The sequence below is a fragment of the uncultured Ruminococcus sp. genome, assembly GCF_937915125.1.
Lineage (GTDB): Bacteria > Bacillota > Clostridia > Oscillospirales > Ruminococcaceae > Ruminococcus_C.
In genome coordinates this window covers 127,518-143,305 of record NZ_CALDMP010000098.1, presented here as the reverse complement: position 1 = coordinate 143,305, position 15,788 = coordinate 127,518, and the positions used below count along the sequence as shown (strand labels likewise).

The window sequence follows — 15,788 nt, the reverse complement described above, 5'->3', positions numbered from 1 at the left end:
ATCTGACGAAAAATCTGACGACGCATCTGACGCACAATCTTTGTGCGGTATTGCCATAAGCATAAACAAAACCGGAATGATCTGTGTCGTTCCGGTTTTTTTGCGTCTTTAGTGGCTTTATCCCAGGAGTTCTTCCCAGGTTACATCCTGCCCCACGGATTGTTTTGCATAATACAGCAGGATATAGTAAGCATCATTTGCAGTGATACTGCCGTCACCGTCCACATCTGCCGCTTTCATTTGTGCGACGGTCAATCCGGAATCACTGCCTACGGATTGCTTTGCATAGGCGAGGAGACAGAGGTAGGCGTCATCGGGGTCAACGGCGGTACTGCTGTCCACATCTCCCGGAAGATAGCCTTCCTGGACTGTGCCGTCTGCAAAATGAATGGTGGCACTTGTAAGTGCGTCATTGCCGGTGGAGAAAACAATGGTATTCCATGCGTCCTGGGTACTGCCGTAATAAATATCTGCCAACGCATTGCAGTCATAAAATGCACATTCTTCCACACTGGTCACGCTTTTCGGGATGGTAACAGAAGTCAGCTTAGTACAGCCAAGAAATAAGTGCTCTTTCAGACTTGTCACACCGTCTGGAATGGTGATTGTGGTCAGACTGATGTTATTCACAAATGCGGTGTCTCCAATGTTTGTCACACTGTCTGGAATCTCCACCCCAGTCAGCCGGTAGCAGCCATTAAATGTAGAACGTCCAATGCTTTTCAAGTTGTTCGGCATGGAAATGTTGGCAAGGTTGCTGCAGGATATAAATGCAAAATTTCCGATACTCGTGACGCTGTCTGGAATGGTAACAGTGGTAAGGCTTCTGCACTTGCTGAATGTAGATTTTTCAATGCTTGTCACGCTGTCAGGAATAGTAAGCTCTGTTACAAGAACATCATTGAGATAAAGTTTTTGTGCATAGTATAGCGGATTTGAATCATAGCTGCCAATGTTCATCCGGCACCACGCTGCAAGATCTGTGATGTATACAGCTTTCAGATTGTCACAGCCGCGAAAGGCACCTGACGAGATGCCAACCATGCTATCGGGAATGACAGCCGAAGTCAGATTTGTACAGTTGTAAAATGCATTTCCAGCAACGCCTTTTGTTCCGTCCTTGCATTCTGCGGTGGTCACATCTGCATCGCAGCCAATGACCCACGTATCCGCATATTTGATGCCAGTCTGCTCATTCAGCAAGGGGGTACCCGAAAACGCATTCTTTCCGATGCTTGTGACGCTGTCCGGAATGGTAACGGAGACTAAATTTTCGCAGCCTGCAAATGCAGATTCGCCAATACTTGTTACGCCGTCTGGAATAACAACAGAAGTCAGATTGGTGCAGTCCTGAAACGCTTCGTCTGCAATTCCCTTTGTTCCTGCTTTGAATTCTGCAGTAGTCACATCGGTATCGCAGTCTATCACCCATGTATCTGCATATTTGATACCAGTCTGATTATTTAATAAGGGCGTATTCTTAAACGCATTCCTTTCAATCGTTGTGATACTGTCTGGAATGATGATAGAAGTCAGATTGGAGCAATATTCAAATGCACAATTCCAAATAATAGTTACTGCGATTCCATCGATCTCAGCCGGAATCTCCACTTCTGTTGCAGAAGTAATACATTGTGTAATTGAAATGTTTCCGCTGAATGTGACCCCATATTTCAAACCGTCATCAATTTCCGCATTCGCCGTAATTTCCATCTCCGGCTGAGCCGTCTGGACTACAGGGGCAATACCGATACACAGCAGACCAGCAGTCACAGCTGCCGTAACACGTTTCCAAAATTTCATCTTTCAAAACTCCTTTTCATAATCTTCAAATTATAGGATATCTTCCCACGCCACATCCTGCCCAACGGATTGTTTCGCATAATACAGCAGGATATAGTAGGCGTCATTTGCAGTGATACTGCCGTCACCGTCCACATCTGCCGCTTTCATTTGTGCGACGGTCAATCCGGAATCGCTGCCTACGGATTGCTTTGCATAGGCGAGGAGACAGAGGTAGGCGTCGTTGGGGTCGGTGGTAGAATTGTCGTCAACATCGCCGGGGCGTATTTCCGGTGCAATGTCACCGTCACTGCAATGGATGGTGGCATAGGAAAGAATGCCGTTTCCTGTATCCGAAATCAGAATTTCCTGCCACTGTGCCATAGTTCCGGCATAATACACATGGTTCAGCTGCGTGCAGTCGTTAAACGCATTCGCTTCGATCTGGACAATGCTGCCCGGCAGGGTCAGACTAGTGAGACCGGATGCTGCAAATGCATTGCTGCTGATTCCGATTACAGGCATTCCCATCAGTTCTGCGGGAATTTCCGCTTCTGCTGTGTCGGTATCGCATCCGCTTACGACAAATGTATTATCCTCTGCCTGCTGGTAAGAAATGCCGTAGTGCATAGCGGCATTGTTCAACGGTTCATTATCACTGTACAGTTTGATATTGTTCCAAAGTGCAGAACTGCCTCCATAATACACGTCTGTCAGAGCTGTACAGCCATCAAATGCCATTTGCCCGATGAGTGTTACCGAATCTGGAAGAATCACTTCTTTGAGATTCTCACAGCCGTAAAATGCACTTTTCTGAATGACAATGACATGCTCTGGTATGGTAATGCCGGTCAGTGTTGTACACTGATAAAATGCCTGGGGTCCGATTTTCACAATATCTGTTGGAATCTCCACTTCGCCGGAGCAGGTGGTGCCGTCAATGACCACGCCATTGAGAATCACCAGAGGATTTTCCGCACGCTTTACTTCTAGCCAGGCAGTTCCATCAAATACCTGAACGCCAAAATTCATCAGCGTTTCGGGAATATTGATATCTGTCAAACTGGTACAATCCTCAAATGCGAAATTTCCGATACTTGTTACGCTGTCGGGAATGATGATCTCTGTCAGCTGGGTGCAGTTATAAAAAGCCAGGGCATCGATGCTTTTCAAATTTGACGGCAAGGTGATGCTGGTCAGCTTATCACAAAGTCGAAATGTACTGTTGGCAATTCTGGTAACACCATCTGGTATAACAACAGAGGTGATATCACAGCCGAGGAAAGCGCTGCTTCCGATATCCGTCAGTGTCTCCGGCAGATTGATCTCCGTTAGATTTGTAGTACGGAAGAGAGCGTCCTCGATTCTCGTTAGATTTGCCGGAAGTGTAACATTTGTCAGGCACAGGCATTCTGCAAATGCAGATTCTTCTATGCTTGTGACATGATCTGGAATGACGATCTTTGTCATGCTGGTGCAATGATAAAATGCAGAAGCGCCGATGCTCTCCAGACTCTCCGGCAAGGTCACGTTTCCCAGATCTTCACAAAAATAAAACGCCGCATTTCCGATTCGTTCCAGCCCCTCCGGTAAAACAATGCTGGTCAGTTCCCGATTGAATGCTCCACTGGTGATCGTTTTTACGCCTGCTTCTGCCGGAATGACCACCTCTCCCTGCTGTTCACTCTCCAGCAAAAAACCGTCCACCACCACAAAGCCGTCCACAGCCGCCGCTTCTGCTTCTGCCAGCAACGGCGTATTCAAAAAGGCGTCTGTGCCAATATCCATAACGCTGTCCGGTATGCTGACATCTGTCAGGGAAGTACACGCCTGAAATGCCCCTGAAGCAATGCCCGTCACGGGAACACCGTTGATCTCGCTGGGAATCTCCACAGAAGTCACCGAAGCATCACAGCCGGTGATCCAGATATGGGTGCCTGTGCCGGGTTCCAGACTTACGGCATCATCCGAAAAATATTCGTCAAAGCTGAAAATGTCATATGTGTCGTGGTGACTGTAAATGGCATCTGCGGTGAGCTCTGTCTCCGGCAAAATCGTCTGTATTACCGGTACACTGCTCACACAAAGCAATCCGGCAGTCACCGCTGCCATAGCACGTTTCCAAAATTTCATCCTCAAAAACTCCTTTTCATAATCTTTAAATTACAGGATATCTTCCCACGTCACATCCTGTCCCACGGATTGTTTCGCATAATACAACAAAATATAGTAAGCATCATTTGGAGTGATACTGCCGTCGCCGTCCACATCTGCCGCTTTCATTTGTGCGACGGTCAATCCGGAATCGCTGCCCACGGATTGCTTTGCATAGGCGAGGAGACAGAGGTAGGCGTCATCGGGGTCAACGGCGGTACTGGCATCAACATCGCCTAGGCGTATTTCCGGTGCAATGTCACCGTCACTGCAATGGATGGTGGCATAGAATAAGGGTTCATTTTTTTCTTCTGAAATGGTAATCGTTTGCCACTGGTCGATGGTTCCGGCATAGTAGACATCAGTCAGATTGTTGCAGCCTTGAAATGCGCCGCTGCCAATGTTGGTCACAGTATCTGGAACTGTGATGGTGCTCAGATCTGCGCATTCATAAAACGCGCTATCTCCGATGCCCTTTGTTTCCGGGCGGAGTTCCGCAGTGGTGATATCTTCATCGCAGTCGATTACCCAGTTGTCTGCGTACTTTACACCAGTTTGGTTATCGCATAATGCAGTCATGGAAAACGCACCGCTTTTGATGCTTGTCACACTATCCGGAATGGTGACAGAGACCAGATTCAGATGCAAGTAAAATGAAGTGTTGTTTATTTCTGTGACACGATCTGAAATGGTGCATTGCTGTATGCCGAATGGAACTTCTATGATGTTTTCCAGGTTTTTATCATATACAATACCGTCATAGCTTGCATAGACCGGATTATCGGGGGAGACGGTAATGGCAGTCAGATTGTCGCAGTCCCAAAAGGCAAAAAAACCGATGCGCGTTACACTTGCTGGAATCTGGATGGCAGTCAGACTTTCACAGTAGCTAAATGCATTGGCGCCGATGCTTTCCACCTTGTCCGGAATGTTGATGGAAGCCAGCGCGTAGCAGCTGACAAACGCTCTTTCCCCGATGCTCGTCACATTTTCCGGGAGCGTAATGGAGGACAGTGCATAACAGTCCTCAAATGCCCATTGTTCAATATTCGTTACACTTTCTGGAATTGTAATGGTGGTCAAACTTCTACATCTATGAAAAGCAGCCTTTCCAATACTTGTCACACTGTCCGGGAGCGTGATCTCAGTCAGACTGTAACAACCTGCAAAGAAACCGCTGTAGCCCAGGGTTTGGGTATCATAATAAAAAGGTAATGTCGTCATCTGATTGGAGAGTTCAACGGATTGTAATTTCTCACATTGAAAAAATACGCCGCCGCCGACTTCTGTGACACTGTCCGGGATGGTGATGGAGGTTAGGCTGGTACAGTCTCCAAAAGCTTCATCTCCGATGCTGGTCACACTGTCTGGAATGGTGACAGAAGCCAGTTCGGTACACTTCTGAAAAGCAGAATCCCCGATACGTGTCACTGGGGCTCCGTCAATTTCTGCTGGAATTTCTGCTTTTACTGCGGATGTATCACAATCTGTGATCTCGATAGTTTCGTCCTCCAGAATCTTATAACTTAAATTTCCAAATGTATATGTTGCTGCACTTGCCAATATTTTCACATCCGGCAAAATTGCCTGTAGCGCTGGCATACCGCCCACACAGAGCAGTCCGGCAGTCACTGCTGCAAAAAATCGTTTCCAAGATTTCATACAAAAAGCTCCTTTCATATTTTGACCAAATCAATTTGCTTTTTCTCTGGCATCCTTCTCCAGCACCGCAAACGCCTGGCGCAGATTCCGCACCCCGGCAATTTTGATCTGATACGAACCGCCTTTCAGTTCATGCAGGCACTGCTGGGGTACGATGCACCGGGTGAAGCCCATGCGTTCCGCCTCCAGTACACGCCGCCGGATGTGGGATATTCCACGGACTTCGCCGCCTAAGCCCACTTCGCCGAATGCCACGGTTTTCTCAGAGATGGGCTTGTCCACCAGAGAGGAAAACAGGCACAGCGCTACTGCCAGATCACCCGCAGGTTCGTCCAGCCGGAAGCCGCCCACCACGTTCAGATACACATCCAATGTGCCATAAAACAACCCCAGATGCTTTTCCAGTACCGCAATGAGAATGATCATGCGGCTGTAATCAAAGCCCTGGGTCTGTCGCCTTGGTGCGGAAAAACCACTCTTTGTGGCAAGCACCTGAATTTCCGCCAGAATGGGACGAGAGCCTTCCATCATGCAGGTGACGCAGGTGCCGGAAACGTTCTGGGGTCTGCCGTCCAGCAGCATTGCCGAGGGATTGGGCACTTCGTGGAGACCGCTGTCCTGCATCTCAAAAACCCCGACTTCATTGGTAGAACCGTAGCGGTTTTTCACTGCCCGGAGCATCCGGTAGGACAAGTTCCGTTCGCCCTCGAAGTACAGCACAGTATCCACAATATGCTCCATGACCTTGGGCCCGGCAATGGCGCCGTCCTTGTTCACATGTCCCACGATCCAGATGGGAATATCCAGCTGTTTCGCCGTATGCATAAACAGATTGGTGCACTCCCGTACCTGAGTAAGACTGCCTGGGCTGGAGGAGATCTCTTCCATATGCATGGTCTGGATGGAGTCGATAATGACAATATCCGGCTTGCAGGATGCAATGGTATCGCAGATGCTCTGGGCATCTGTGACGGTCAGCAGATACAGGCTTTCTGTGGTTACGCCCAGCCGCTGGGCACGGAGCTTGATTTGCTTGGCGGATTCTTCCCCGGAGACATACAGCACTGAGTGCTCTTCGCCGAAATACTGGCAGATTTGCAGGAGCAGGGTACTTTTTCCGATACCCGGCTCACCGCCCAGCAGGACAATGGAACCTCGTACCAGACCGCCGCCCAGGACACGATCCAGTTCGCCTACGCCAGTGTGATAGCGAACATCCGCAGAGGTGTCTACATCCTGGAGCTCCTGAATGCGATCGGTCAGGTCTACCGGTTTCCGCCGAGCATTGCCTGTGCCGGAGGGCACGGGCAGGGGAACGTCTTCTTCTAAGGTATTCCATGCGCCGCAGGACGGGCATTTGCCGTTCCATTTGGCACTTTCATAGCCGCACTCGGTGCAGCGGTAGATGGTTTTGGGTTTTGGCATGGTTTATCGCTCCTAATTTGATTCATGTTACGTCAAAAATTCAATATGATGCGGGCGGATGATATCCGCCCCTACAAGGTCTCACTATGATTATACCATATCAAGCCTTCACTTTCAACTGCACAGGTTTAAAAATACGGAAATCAAATTCTTTTGTCTCATCTATAAAATCGCGCTGCTGTAGGGGCGAACTGTGTTCGCCCGTTGGCTATTTTCTGGGAATTTCCGGGCGAACGCAGTTCGCCTCTGCAATCCTGCAATATGCAAAAAAATGCCGTACCGTTTTCCAACGATACAGCATTTTTGCATGTATTCTGTTTCATTTCTGGTCAAAATATTGGTTCAGCCCCGAAAAAATGGTAAATGCCACCTTCTGCTGATATTCCTCTGTCTCCAGAAGGGCTGCCTCCTCCGGGTTGGACAAAAAGCCGCATTCCACCATAACCGTGGGATTCTCGCTGAAATAGCATAAGTATAGCTCCTTGCCGCACAGCTTGATTTCCCGGGTATTCTCCGGCTGGATCTGCGCCACAAAGGCGTCCTGCAAGGTCTGTGCCAGGGCGCTGCTGCCTTTCACATTGTCCGAATAGAACATCTGGGCACCGGAATATGCCGGGTCGGTAAACTGATTCTGGTGGATGGATATGCAAATGGCATTGTCATATTTGTTGAACAGTGCCAGCCGATTATCCATATCGGAGCTTTTCTGGTTGGCAACACCCTCGATTCCCTCATCGTGAATACTGCGGTCGGTGTCCCGTGTAACCTCCACGGTGTAACCCTCCATCCGCAGCATATCACGGAGACTGAGGAGAATGTTCAGATTGATGCCCTTTTCCGGGACGTCGTTCACTGAGGAACAGCCGCCGTCCATGCCGCCATGCCCCGCATCCAGAATAATCACCGGCGTTTCCTTTTCCGGCGCAGTCATGGTGCTCACCGCACGCTGAATTCGGGTGCCGCCGAAATAAATTGCCGCCACACTGACACCGCTGGCAAGCAGTACGATGCCGGTTCGTTTTGCAATGGTTTTCCAAGTCAGTTTCATGCCATTTCCCTCCTGCAAGCTGCCGGAATCTGTCCGGCTTATCCTGCCTCATTGTATGAGACAGCAGGGAAGATTATGTCTTTTTCCGGCTGTATTGGTTGTACAAAAACACCCGCCGTTCCACTTGCATCCAGAGCGATGCGAGAACAGCGGGTGTTGTTGTCATTTCCGAACGGGAGTTATTGACCGGTGCTTACTTTTAAATTGGAATCAGCTTGCAGTGGTTCTGACAGCATTCTTGCGGAAAATCATGCTGTACGCCTTTGCGGCAATGGGCAGCAGAATGAAAAGCAAGGGCAAGTCAATGGCAAGTTCGATCATATTTTTCGCAATTCTTGCCACAATGGCAGTACCATAAGCCTCCTGGGGAATGAATCCGTAGTGCAGATTCAGCTTTGTGTTGATCAACAGATTGATGAGCACCACATCCAACAGCCGTGCGGCAATTGCCCGGAGAAACAGGGTAATGTCCGTGGATTTTCCGGTGGAATTGTTGGTGTACAGAATGCTGTGCTGGTTTGCCCTCTGATACAGGCAGATGCCGTAGATCAGTCCCTGCAAGCCGCCTACCAGAACGTACAAGGGCAGGAAACCGCCGTCCGGGTGTACCAGATAGCCCACGATATCACAGGCGAATCCAGCCACCAGTCCCATGCACGGACCGAACAGCATACCGATCACGGCAATGGCGAGAAATGCGAAGTTCAGTTTTGCAAAAGCGATGTCGATGGAAAAGGATTCGATGACCATGGAAATGGCAACGAACATTGCCGTGACCACCAGACTGCGCACCTTGGTGAATTCCTTTGCGGATTCTGTGAAAATAGACAAAAAGCCTCTCATGAAAAAACCTCCTTCTGTCCCTCTGGGACAGCACATAAAAATGATGCTTCGTGCACATAAGGAGCTTTTCTGAGAGACTTCTTATGATGCATTCAGCGGGATGCGGAATCGGCACCGCAAGTGAACTCCACTTTTCGTTCCGGCAGCAACTCCCCGTCTGCCGGACACTTAACGCGCCGTTTCCTACTCTGGAAATGCAATCTATTATGTTTCGGTTTCCCGAATAGACGCCGTAAAATAAGGATTACTTGGCAATGACACGGACACGCAGTACACCGTCAATGGCATTCAGTGCGTCAACCATAGCATCGGTAACGCCGTCGATGTCCAGAATCGTATAAGCATAGTCCTTCTTGCTGGTATTCAGCATATTCTCAATATTTGCACCAGCTTCGCCAACCACAGTTGTCATAGCGGAGATCATAGCCGGAACATTCCGGTGAATGACGCAGACCTTGGTGTATACGGTCTGGAGCTGTGCGTTGGGCAGGTTTACGCTGTTGCGGATATCGCCCTGTTCCAGATACGCCATGAGCTCATCTGCTGCCATGCTTGCGCAGTTGTCCTCGCTCTCCGGGGTAGAAGCACCCAGATGAGGTGTTGCAATAATGCCCTTTACATTGCAGGTCTTTGCGTTGGGGAAATCTGTGCAGTAGTAGGCAACCTTGCCGCTTTCCAGTGCAGCGATCATATCGTCATCGTTTACCAGCTCGCCGCGAGCATAGTTGAGGACACGAACACCGTCCTTCATCTTGGCGATGGTCTCCGCATTGATCATGCCCTTGGTGTCTGCATTGAAAGGTACGTGGATGGTCAGATAGTCTGCCGCAGCAAAGACATCGTCCTTTGCGTTGACAACAGTCACAGCCGGATTCAGGCGCAGTGCTGCACCGACGGACAGGAACGGGTCAGTGCCGACCACCTTCATGCCCAGTGCAACAGCGGCATTTGCCACCAGTGCACCGATGGCACCCAGACCGATGATACCCAGAGTCTTGTCCTGGATCTCCGGACCGGCAAACTGGCTCTTGCCCTTTTCTACCTGTTTTGCCACAGGTGTTTCGCCGTCTTTCAGTTCAGAAGCCCATGCGATGGACTCCGGTACCTTACGGGAGGACAGCAGCAGACCGGTCAGTACCAGTTCCTTCACGGCATTGGCATTGGCACCCGGTGTGTTGAATACACAGATGCCAGCCTCAGAGCAGCGATCCAGAGGAATGTTGTTGACGCCGGCACCGGCACGTGCAATGGCTTTCAGATTATCGCCGAATTCGGTCTCATGAAGCGAAGCACTGCGTACCAGAATGGCATCCGGGTTTTCTGCGGTGTCAGTCACCGTATAGTTTGCATCAAAGCGGTCTGTACCAGCCTTGGAAATTTTATTGAGTGTCTGAATGGTATACATAATAAATGATGTCCTTTCCTCAGGCGTTATCCGCCTCAAACTGACGCATGAATTCTACCAGCTTTTCTACGCCTTCGATGGGCATAGCGTTGTAAATGGAGGCACGCATACCGCCTACAGAGCGGTGACCCTTCAGGTTTACGAAGCCGGCAGCAGCAGCTTCCTTGACGAACTTTGCATCCAGATCCTTGTCACCGGTGACAAAGGGAACGTTCATGAGGGAACGGTCTTCCTTGCGGACAGTACCCTTGAACAGCTTGCTCTCGTCCAGGAAATCGTACAGGATCTTTGCCTTTGCGATATTGTGCTTCTGCATGGCTTCCAGACCACCCATTTTCTTGATCCACTTGAATACCTTGCCGCAGATGTAGATGCCATAGCACGGCGGTGTATTGTACAGGGAGTTAGCGTCTGCCTGAGTTTTCCATGCCAGCATAGTCGGTGTATTTTCAATGGGAGTGGTCTCCGGAATGAGATCCTCCCGAATGATCATGATGACCACGCCTGCCGGGCCGATGTTCTTCTGTACGCCGCCCCAGATAACGCCGTATTTGGAGACATCCACCGGTTCACTCAGGAAGCAGGAGGAAACGTCAGCCACCAGGGGCTTACCCTTGGTGTTAGGCAGTGTCTTGAATTTTGTGCCGTAGATGGTGTTGTTTTCGCAGATGTAAACATAGTCTGCATCATCATCAATGGGCAGGTCGGAGCAGTCCGGGATATAGGAGAAGGTTTCATCCTCAGAGGAAGCGATCTTCACAGCCTTGCCGTACTTCTGTGCCTCCTGATATGCCTTCTTTGCCCACTGACCGGTGACAATGTAATCTGCCACGCCATTTTTCATCAGGTTCATGGGGATGGCAGCAAACTGCTGGGACGCACCGCCCTGTAAAAACAGGACACGGTAATTGTCCGGGATGCCCATGAGGTCACGCAGATCCTGTTCTGCGGTCTTGATGATCTCATCAAAAGCAGCGGAGCGGTGGCTCATTTCCATCACGGACATGCCAGTGCCATGATAGTCCAGCATTTCCTCTGCTGCTTCACGCAGAACTTCTTCCGGCAGCACTGCCGGGCCTGCGCTGAAATTATATACTCTGTTCATTGCTTGGTACCCTCCTGCAAGACATGCGGAATGCCTTGAAAAATGATTCAAAATAGAGCCGTTCGACACGGTACTTTTTATTATACGCTTTTTCCGAAGAATTGTCAAGGTATTGCCGGGATTTTGCACGGAAATCAATTTTTACAATTTACGAGGAACGAACCCCTCAGTCACGGCTGCGCCGTGCCAGCTCCCCTTTCAGGAGAGCCTTAGCTGCCTCCCCTGAAAGGGGAGGGGAACCATTGCGCAGCAATGGTGGAGGGGTGATTGGAACGAAATATAAAATTGATTTCCATATAAATTTCACCCATTTAAAAATTGCGGGCGAACACAAGTCCGCCCGGCATTTTTATGTTCGGTCTGTCGTTTATCCCAGGATACGATATCCATCGTTCCGTTCCACTACCAGCAGTTCCAGATCCGACAGGATGGTGAGGTCATTTCCGTCTCCGTCCTTGCCGGTTATGGTTACTGCAATGTCATGAATGGCAGTGGCTTCTTCCTGAAGCTGCGTGGTGAATTCCTCGCCGAATGCCTGACTGTAGGCATCCAGATATTCCGCTACAAAATCGGTATCTTCTTCGAAATTCTCAGCCAGTATCTCGTTTGCCAGGGCAAATTCCATACCCGTGATGGTGAAATCATCCGTGCCGGCATAGTCCACCAGCGTCTGGTGATACTGCTCCAGCCCTGTTTCCATGCCATAGCCGTACTGCTCCTGGAGAAATGTCTCCATGGATTCCTGATACAAAGGGTCGATCTGTTCCAGATATAGGTTATAGTTCTGGGTATCAATGGCGTAGAAATAGGTGGCAATGGTCTTTGCCATGTCATCCGGCACCTTTTTGCTTTCATATGTGAGCGCATAGTCCATATCCTCCGGGTTGGACTCGGTGACGGTGTAGGAATCTTCTGCACTGTTTTCGGCGGAAGAACTGGATGCAGCGTCATTTTTTCCGCATCCGGCAAATGCCGTCAGCATCATGCCGGCGAGAAGAAGCGTCAGGGAAGTGTTCCAGATGGATTTCATAAGCGGTGATCCTTTCTGCATCAGGACAGAGCCTGTGTTGCGATGCCGTTTGCTGCTGCCCAGCTCTCGATAGCGGAGCCGGACGGGCAGGTGATAGTGACGTTCAGCGGTTCTGCACCCTCAATAATTCCCCATCTGTCATATTCCAGCGCACTGTTTGCAATGGTCAGGTCGGTGAGACTGCCGCAGCCGGTGAAGGCTTCTTCCATGACAACGGAAACGGTTTCCGGCAGGGAAATGGCAGTCAGCATCGAGCAGCCGGCAAATGCTGCACGGTCGATCCGGGAGACAGTCTCCGGAATGGTAACGGTAGTCAGCGAACCGCAGTCCATAAATGCGCCCTCACCGATGGCGGCCAATCCGTTGGGCAGGGTCACGCTGGTGATATCCCAGTTCGCCTCAAAGGCGTGGTTGTCGATGGCGGAAACCACATAGCCGTCAACGGTCGCCGGCACGTTCAGTGCGGTTTCTATGCCGGAATAGCCGGTGATGGAAACGGTACCGTCATCGTTCATCTGATAGCTGAAAACATTGGTTTCCGCAGAATTTCCAGCTTCTGTGGCAGCATTGTTTTCTGCCGGCACCTGTGTCTGCGCTGTTGTTCCGGCAGAAGTGTCGGTGCTGTTCTTGTCCTGTTCGCCGCAGCCAGTGGCGGTCAGGGCGAAGGCTGCGGTCAGAAGTGCAGCCCAGAGTGTCTTTTTCAGAAATTGTCTCATAGTGTTCGTTCCTCTCTGGTATACGGCAATACCGCACAAAGATTGTGCGTCAGATGCGCCGTCAGATTTTTCGTCAGATGAAACAAAAAGCGGAGTGAATACTTTGTGTATTCACGAGCATTTTTGTGAAATATGACGGAAAAGATGCAAGCATATGACGTGCAAAGCCGTCAGGCGCTCTTTGTGCGGTGTTGCCATACAGCGGAAAATGCTACCGCTGCAATCGGGCAGGAGCTGCATGGCAGCCGCTTATTTGATTTTTCCGCGCATTTTCGCACGCTGCTGATTGCTGAGAATCTGCTTGCGGATGCGCAGGGATTTCGGTGTTACTTCCAGAAGCTCGTCATCTGCCAGGAATTCCAGGCAGTCCTCCAGGCTGAGATTTCGGGGCGGCACCAGGCGCAGTGCATCGTCACTGCCGCTGGCACGGGTGTTGGTCAGATGCTTGCGCTTGCAGACGTTGACCACCAGATCCTCCGCCTTCGGAGAAGCACCAACGACCATACCTTCATATACAGGCACGCCGGCGCCGATGAACAGGGAACCACGCTCCTGTGCGTTGAACAGACCATAGGTGACTGCCTCGCCGGTCTCAAAGGAGATCAGGGAGCCGGTGCTGCGGCGGGGGATATCACCCTTATAAGGTGCATATTCGTAGAATACGCTGCTCATGATGCCCTCGCCCTTGGTGTCGGTGAGAAATTCGCTCTTATAGCCGAACAGACCGCGGGACGGAATCAGGAATGTGAGACGAGTGCGGCTGCCCTGGGGATGCATATCCTGCAATTCCGCTTTCCGGGCACCCAGCTTTTCCATAACAGAGCCAACGCATTCTTCCGGTACGTCAATAGACAGTTCTTCGATGGGCTCATAGCGCTTGCCGTCCACTTCATGATACAGAACACGAGGTGTGGAAACACCCAGCTCATAGCCTTCACGACGCATATTTTCAATAAGGATGGAAAGGTGCATTTCACCGCGTCCAGCCACACGGAAAGCATCGGTACTGTCCGTTTCGGTGACACGGAGAGAAACGTCACGGAGCAGTTCCCGCATGAGGCGGTCACGGAGCTGACGGGATGTGACAAATTTGCCCTCCTGTCCGGCAAAGGGGCTGTCGTTGACGCTGAATGTCATTTCCACCGTCGGCTCGCTGATCTTGGTGAAAGGCAGTGGCTCAAAGGCATCCGGTGCACAGACGGTGTCACCGATGGAAATGTTTTCGATGCCGCTGATCCACACGATATCGCCTACGGTTGCATTTTCTGCCGGTACACGCTGTAAGCCCTGGATCTGGAGCAATGATACAATTTTATTGCGGCGCGCATTCTCCGGGTCGTGGTAGTTGCCCAGGAGTACCTGCTGTCCCACCTGGATGGTGCCCCGTGCAATGCGACCGATACCGATTCTGCCCACATACTCATTATAATCAATAGAAGAGATGAGCATTTGCAGGGGTTCGTCCGGCTCGCCCTCCGGGGGATTCACATAGGACATAATGGTGTCAAACAAAGGCTTCAGATCTGTGCCGTTCTCGTGGGGATCAAAGCTTGCTGTACCGGCACGGCCGGAACAGTACAGGAAGGGGGTGTTTTCCAGCTGTTCCTCGCTGGCATCCAGATCCATGAGCAGTTCCAGCACCTCGTCTGCGATCTCATCCAGACGGGCATCCGGGCGGTCGATCTTGTTGACCACAACAATGATCTTCAGATTCATTTCCAGCGCCTTGGATAGCACGAACCGTGTCTGTGGCATAGGACCCTCTGCGGCATCTACCAACAGCAGGGCACCGTCTACCATACTCAGAACACGCTCTACCTCGCCGCCGAAGTCGGCATGTCCCGGGGTATCAATGATGTTGATCTTGGTATCGCCATAGCGTACCGACGTGTTTTTTGCCAGGATGGTAATGCCGCGCTCACGTTCCAGGTCGTTGGAGTCCATGACACGCTCTGCCACTGCCTGGTTCTCACGGAATACGCCGCCCTGTTTGAGCATTTCGTCTACCAGCGTCGTCTTGCCGTGGTCAACGTGGGCGATGATAGCGACATTTCTTAAATCCTCTCGTACCATATTTCTTTTCCTCTTTCCCATGGTTTTAGGCAACACCGCACAAAGCCGTCAGGCGCTCTTTGCGCGGTGTTGCCTTTATTGGTATCTACAAGCCATACACATGAAATCGAAAAAAAGAACAGGCAAACTCCCGAAGAGTCTGCCTGTTCTTTGGTGGGGGAGGACGGATTCGAACCATCGAAGCTAGAAGCAACAGATTTACAGTCTGCCCCCTTTGGCCACTCGGGAACTCCCCCATGTAACATATGTATGTTTTTGTAGAAAATTGGAGCTGGTGGACGGACTTGAACCCCCGACCTGCTGATTACAAATCAGCTGCTCTACCAACTGAGCTACACCAGCGCTGCAACGATAATTATTATATCACAGCTTTTCCGAAGTGTCAAGCAAATATTCCTATGTTTTTGAAAAAGAAAGTTTTGTATGATAAAACAGAATTTTAAAATGCATAAGTATCTTTAATCAAAAGTTCGAGACGGTGTCTTTTTTTGTTTTTAACACAAGAATGTTCCAATGTAGGGGCGACCAATGGTCGCCCGCACCTC

Annotated in this window: 11 protein-coding genes, 2 tRNA genes and 1 riboswitch; all 13 genes read right to left on the bottom strand. The window is 50.4% G+C overall.

Annotated elements, in window-relative coordinates:
* Positions 1-117 precede the first annotated feature (117 nt).
* The 13 genes from Q0418_RS10500 to Q0418_RS10440 all read right to left on the bottom strand — a co-directional run bounded on the left by Q0418_RS10500 (position 118) and on the right by Q0418_RS10440 (position 15,585).
* Positions 118-1,803, bottom strand: coding sequence for a leucine-rich repeat protein (locus Q0418_RS10500; protein ID WP_298484083.1), 1,686 nt, complete (start codon positions 1,801-1,803; stop codon positions 118-120).
* A 30-nt stretch (positions 1,804-1,833) separates the two neighbouring features.
* Positions 1,834-3,915 carry a leucine-rich repeat protein gene (locus Q0418_RS10495; RefSeq protein WP_298484082.1) on the bottom strand — a complete coding sequence of 694 codons (2,082 nt, stop codon included), beginning with the start codon at positions 3,913-3,915 and terminating at the stop codon, positions 1,834-1,836.
* Between the two features lie 30 nt (positions 3,916-3,945).
* Positions 3,946-5,598 (bottom strand): leucine-rich repeat protein, encoded by a 1,653-nt coding sequence (locus tag Q0418_RS10490; RefSeq protein WP_298484081.1) that lies wholly within the window; start codon positions 5,596-5,598, stop codon positions 3,946-3,948.
* A 30-nt stretch (positions 5,599-5,628) separates the two neighbouring features.
* Positions 5,629-7,023: a DNA repair protein RadA gene (gene radA / locus Q0418_RS10485; RefSeq protein ID WP_298484080.1), complete on the bottom strand. Its 1,395-nt coding sequence runs from the start codon at positions 7,021-7,023 to the stop codon at positions 5,629-5,631.
* A gap of 319 nt (positions 7,024-7,342) precedes the next feature.
* The gene (locus Q0418_RS10480) at positions 7,343-8,071 is read right to left on the bottom strand and encodes an N-acetylmuramoyl-L-alanine amidase (protein WP_298484079.1); all 729 of its coding nucleotides are present in this window, start codon (positions 8,069-8,071) and stop codon (positions 7,343-7,345) included.
* 210 nt (positions 8,072-8,281) lie between these two features.
* Positions 8,282-8,914 carry a folate family ECF transporter S component gene (locus Q0418_RS10475; protein WP_298484078.1) on the bottom strand — a complete coding sequence of 211 codons (633 nt, stop codon included), beginning with the start codon at positions 8,912-8,914 and terminating at the stop codon, positions 8,282-8,284.
* 91 nt (positions 8,915-9,005) lie between these two features.
* Positions 9,006-9,107: riboswitch (THF riboswitch) on the bottom strand.
* 51 nt (positions 9,108-9,158) lie between these two features.
* Positions 9,159-10,319 (bottom strand): phosphoglycerate dehydrogenase, encoded by a 1,161-nt coding sequence (locus Q0418_RS10470; protein WP_298484077.1) that lies wholly within the window; start codon positions 10,317-10,319, stop codon positions 9,159-9,161.
* Positions 10,320-10,338: 19 nt separating this feature from the next.
* Positions 10,339-11,424 (bottom strand): 3-phosphoserine/phosphohydroxythreonine transaminase, encoded by a 1,086-nt coding sequence (serC, locus tag Q0418_RS10465; RefSeq protein WP_298484076.1) that lies wholly within the window; start codon positions 11,422-11,424, stop codon positions 10,339-10,341.
* 367 nt (positions 11,425-11,791) lie between these two features.
* Positions 11,792-12,454 (bottom strand): hypothetical protein, encoded by a 663-nt coding sequence (locus tag Q0418_RS10460; RefSeq protein ID WP_298484075.1) that lies wholly within the window; start codon positions 12,452-12,454, stop codon positions 11,792-11,794.
* Positions 12,455-12,474: 20 nt separating this feature from the next.
* A complete protein-coding gene (locus Q0418_RS10455; RefSeq protein WP_298484074.1) occupies positions 12,475-13,170 on the bottom strand; it encodes a leucine-rich repeat domain-containing protein in 696 nt (231 codons plus the stop codon).
* Positions 13,171-13,419: 249 nt separating this feature from the next.
* Positions 13,420-15,243 carry a translational GTPase TypA gene (gene typA, locus Q0418_RS10450; RefSeq protein ID WP_298484073.1) on the bottom strand — a complete coding sequence of 608 codons (1,824 nt, stop codon included), beginning with the start codon at positions 15,241-15,243 and terminating at the stop codon, positions 13,420-13,422.
* 151 nt (positions 15,244-15,394) lie between these two features.
* A tRNA-Tyr gene (locus Q0418_RS10445) sits at positions 15,395-15,479 on the bottom strand.
* A gap of 30 nt (positions 15,480-15,509) precedes the next feature.
* Positions 15,510-15,585 (bottom strand) — tRNA-Thr (locus Q0418_RS10440).
* Positions 15,586-15,788: the final 203 nt, after the last annotated feature.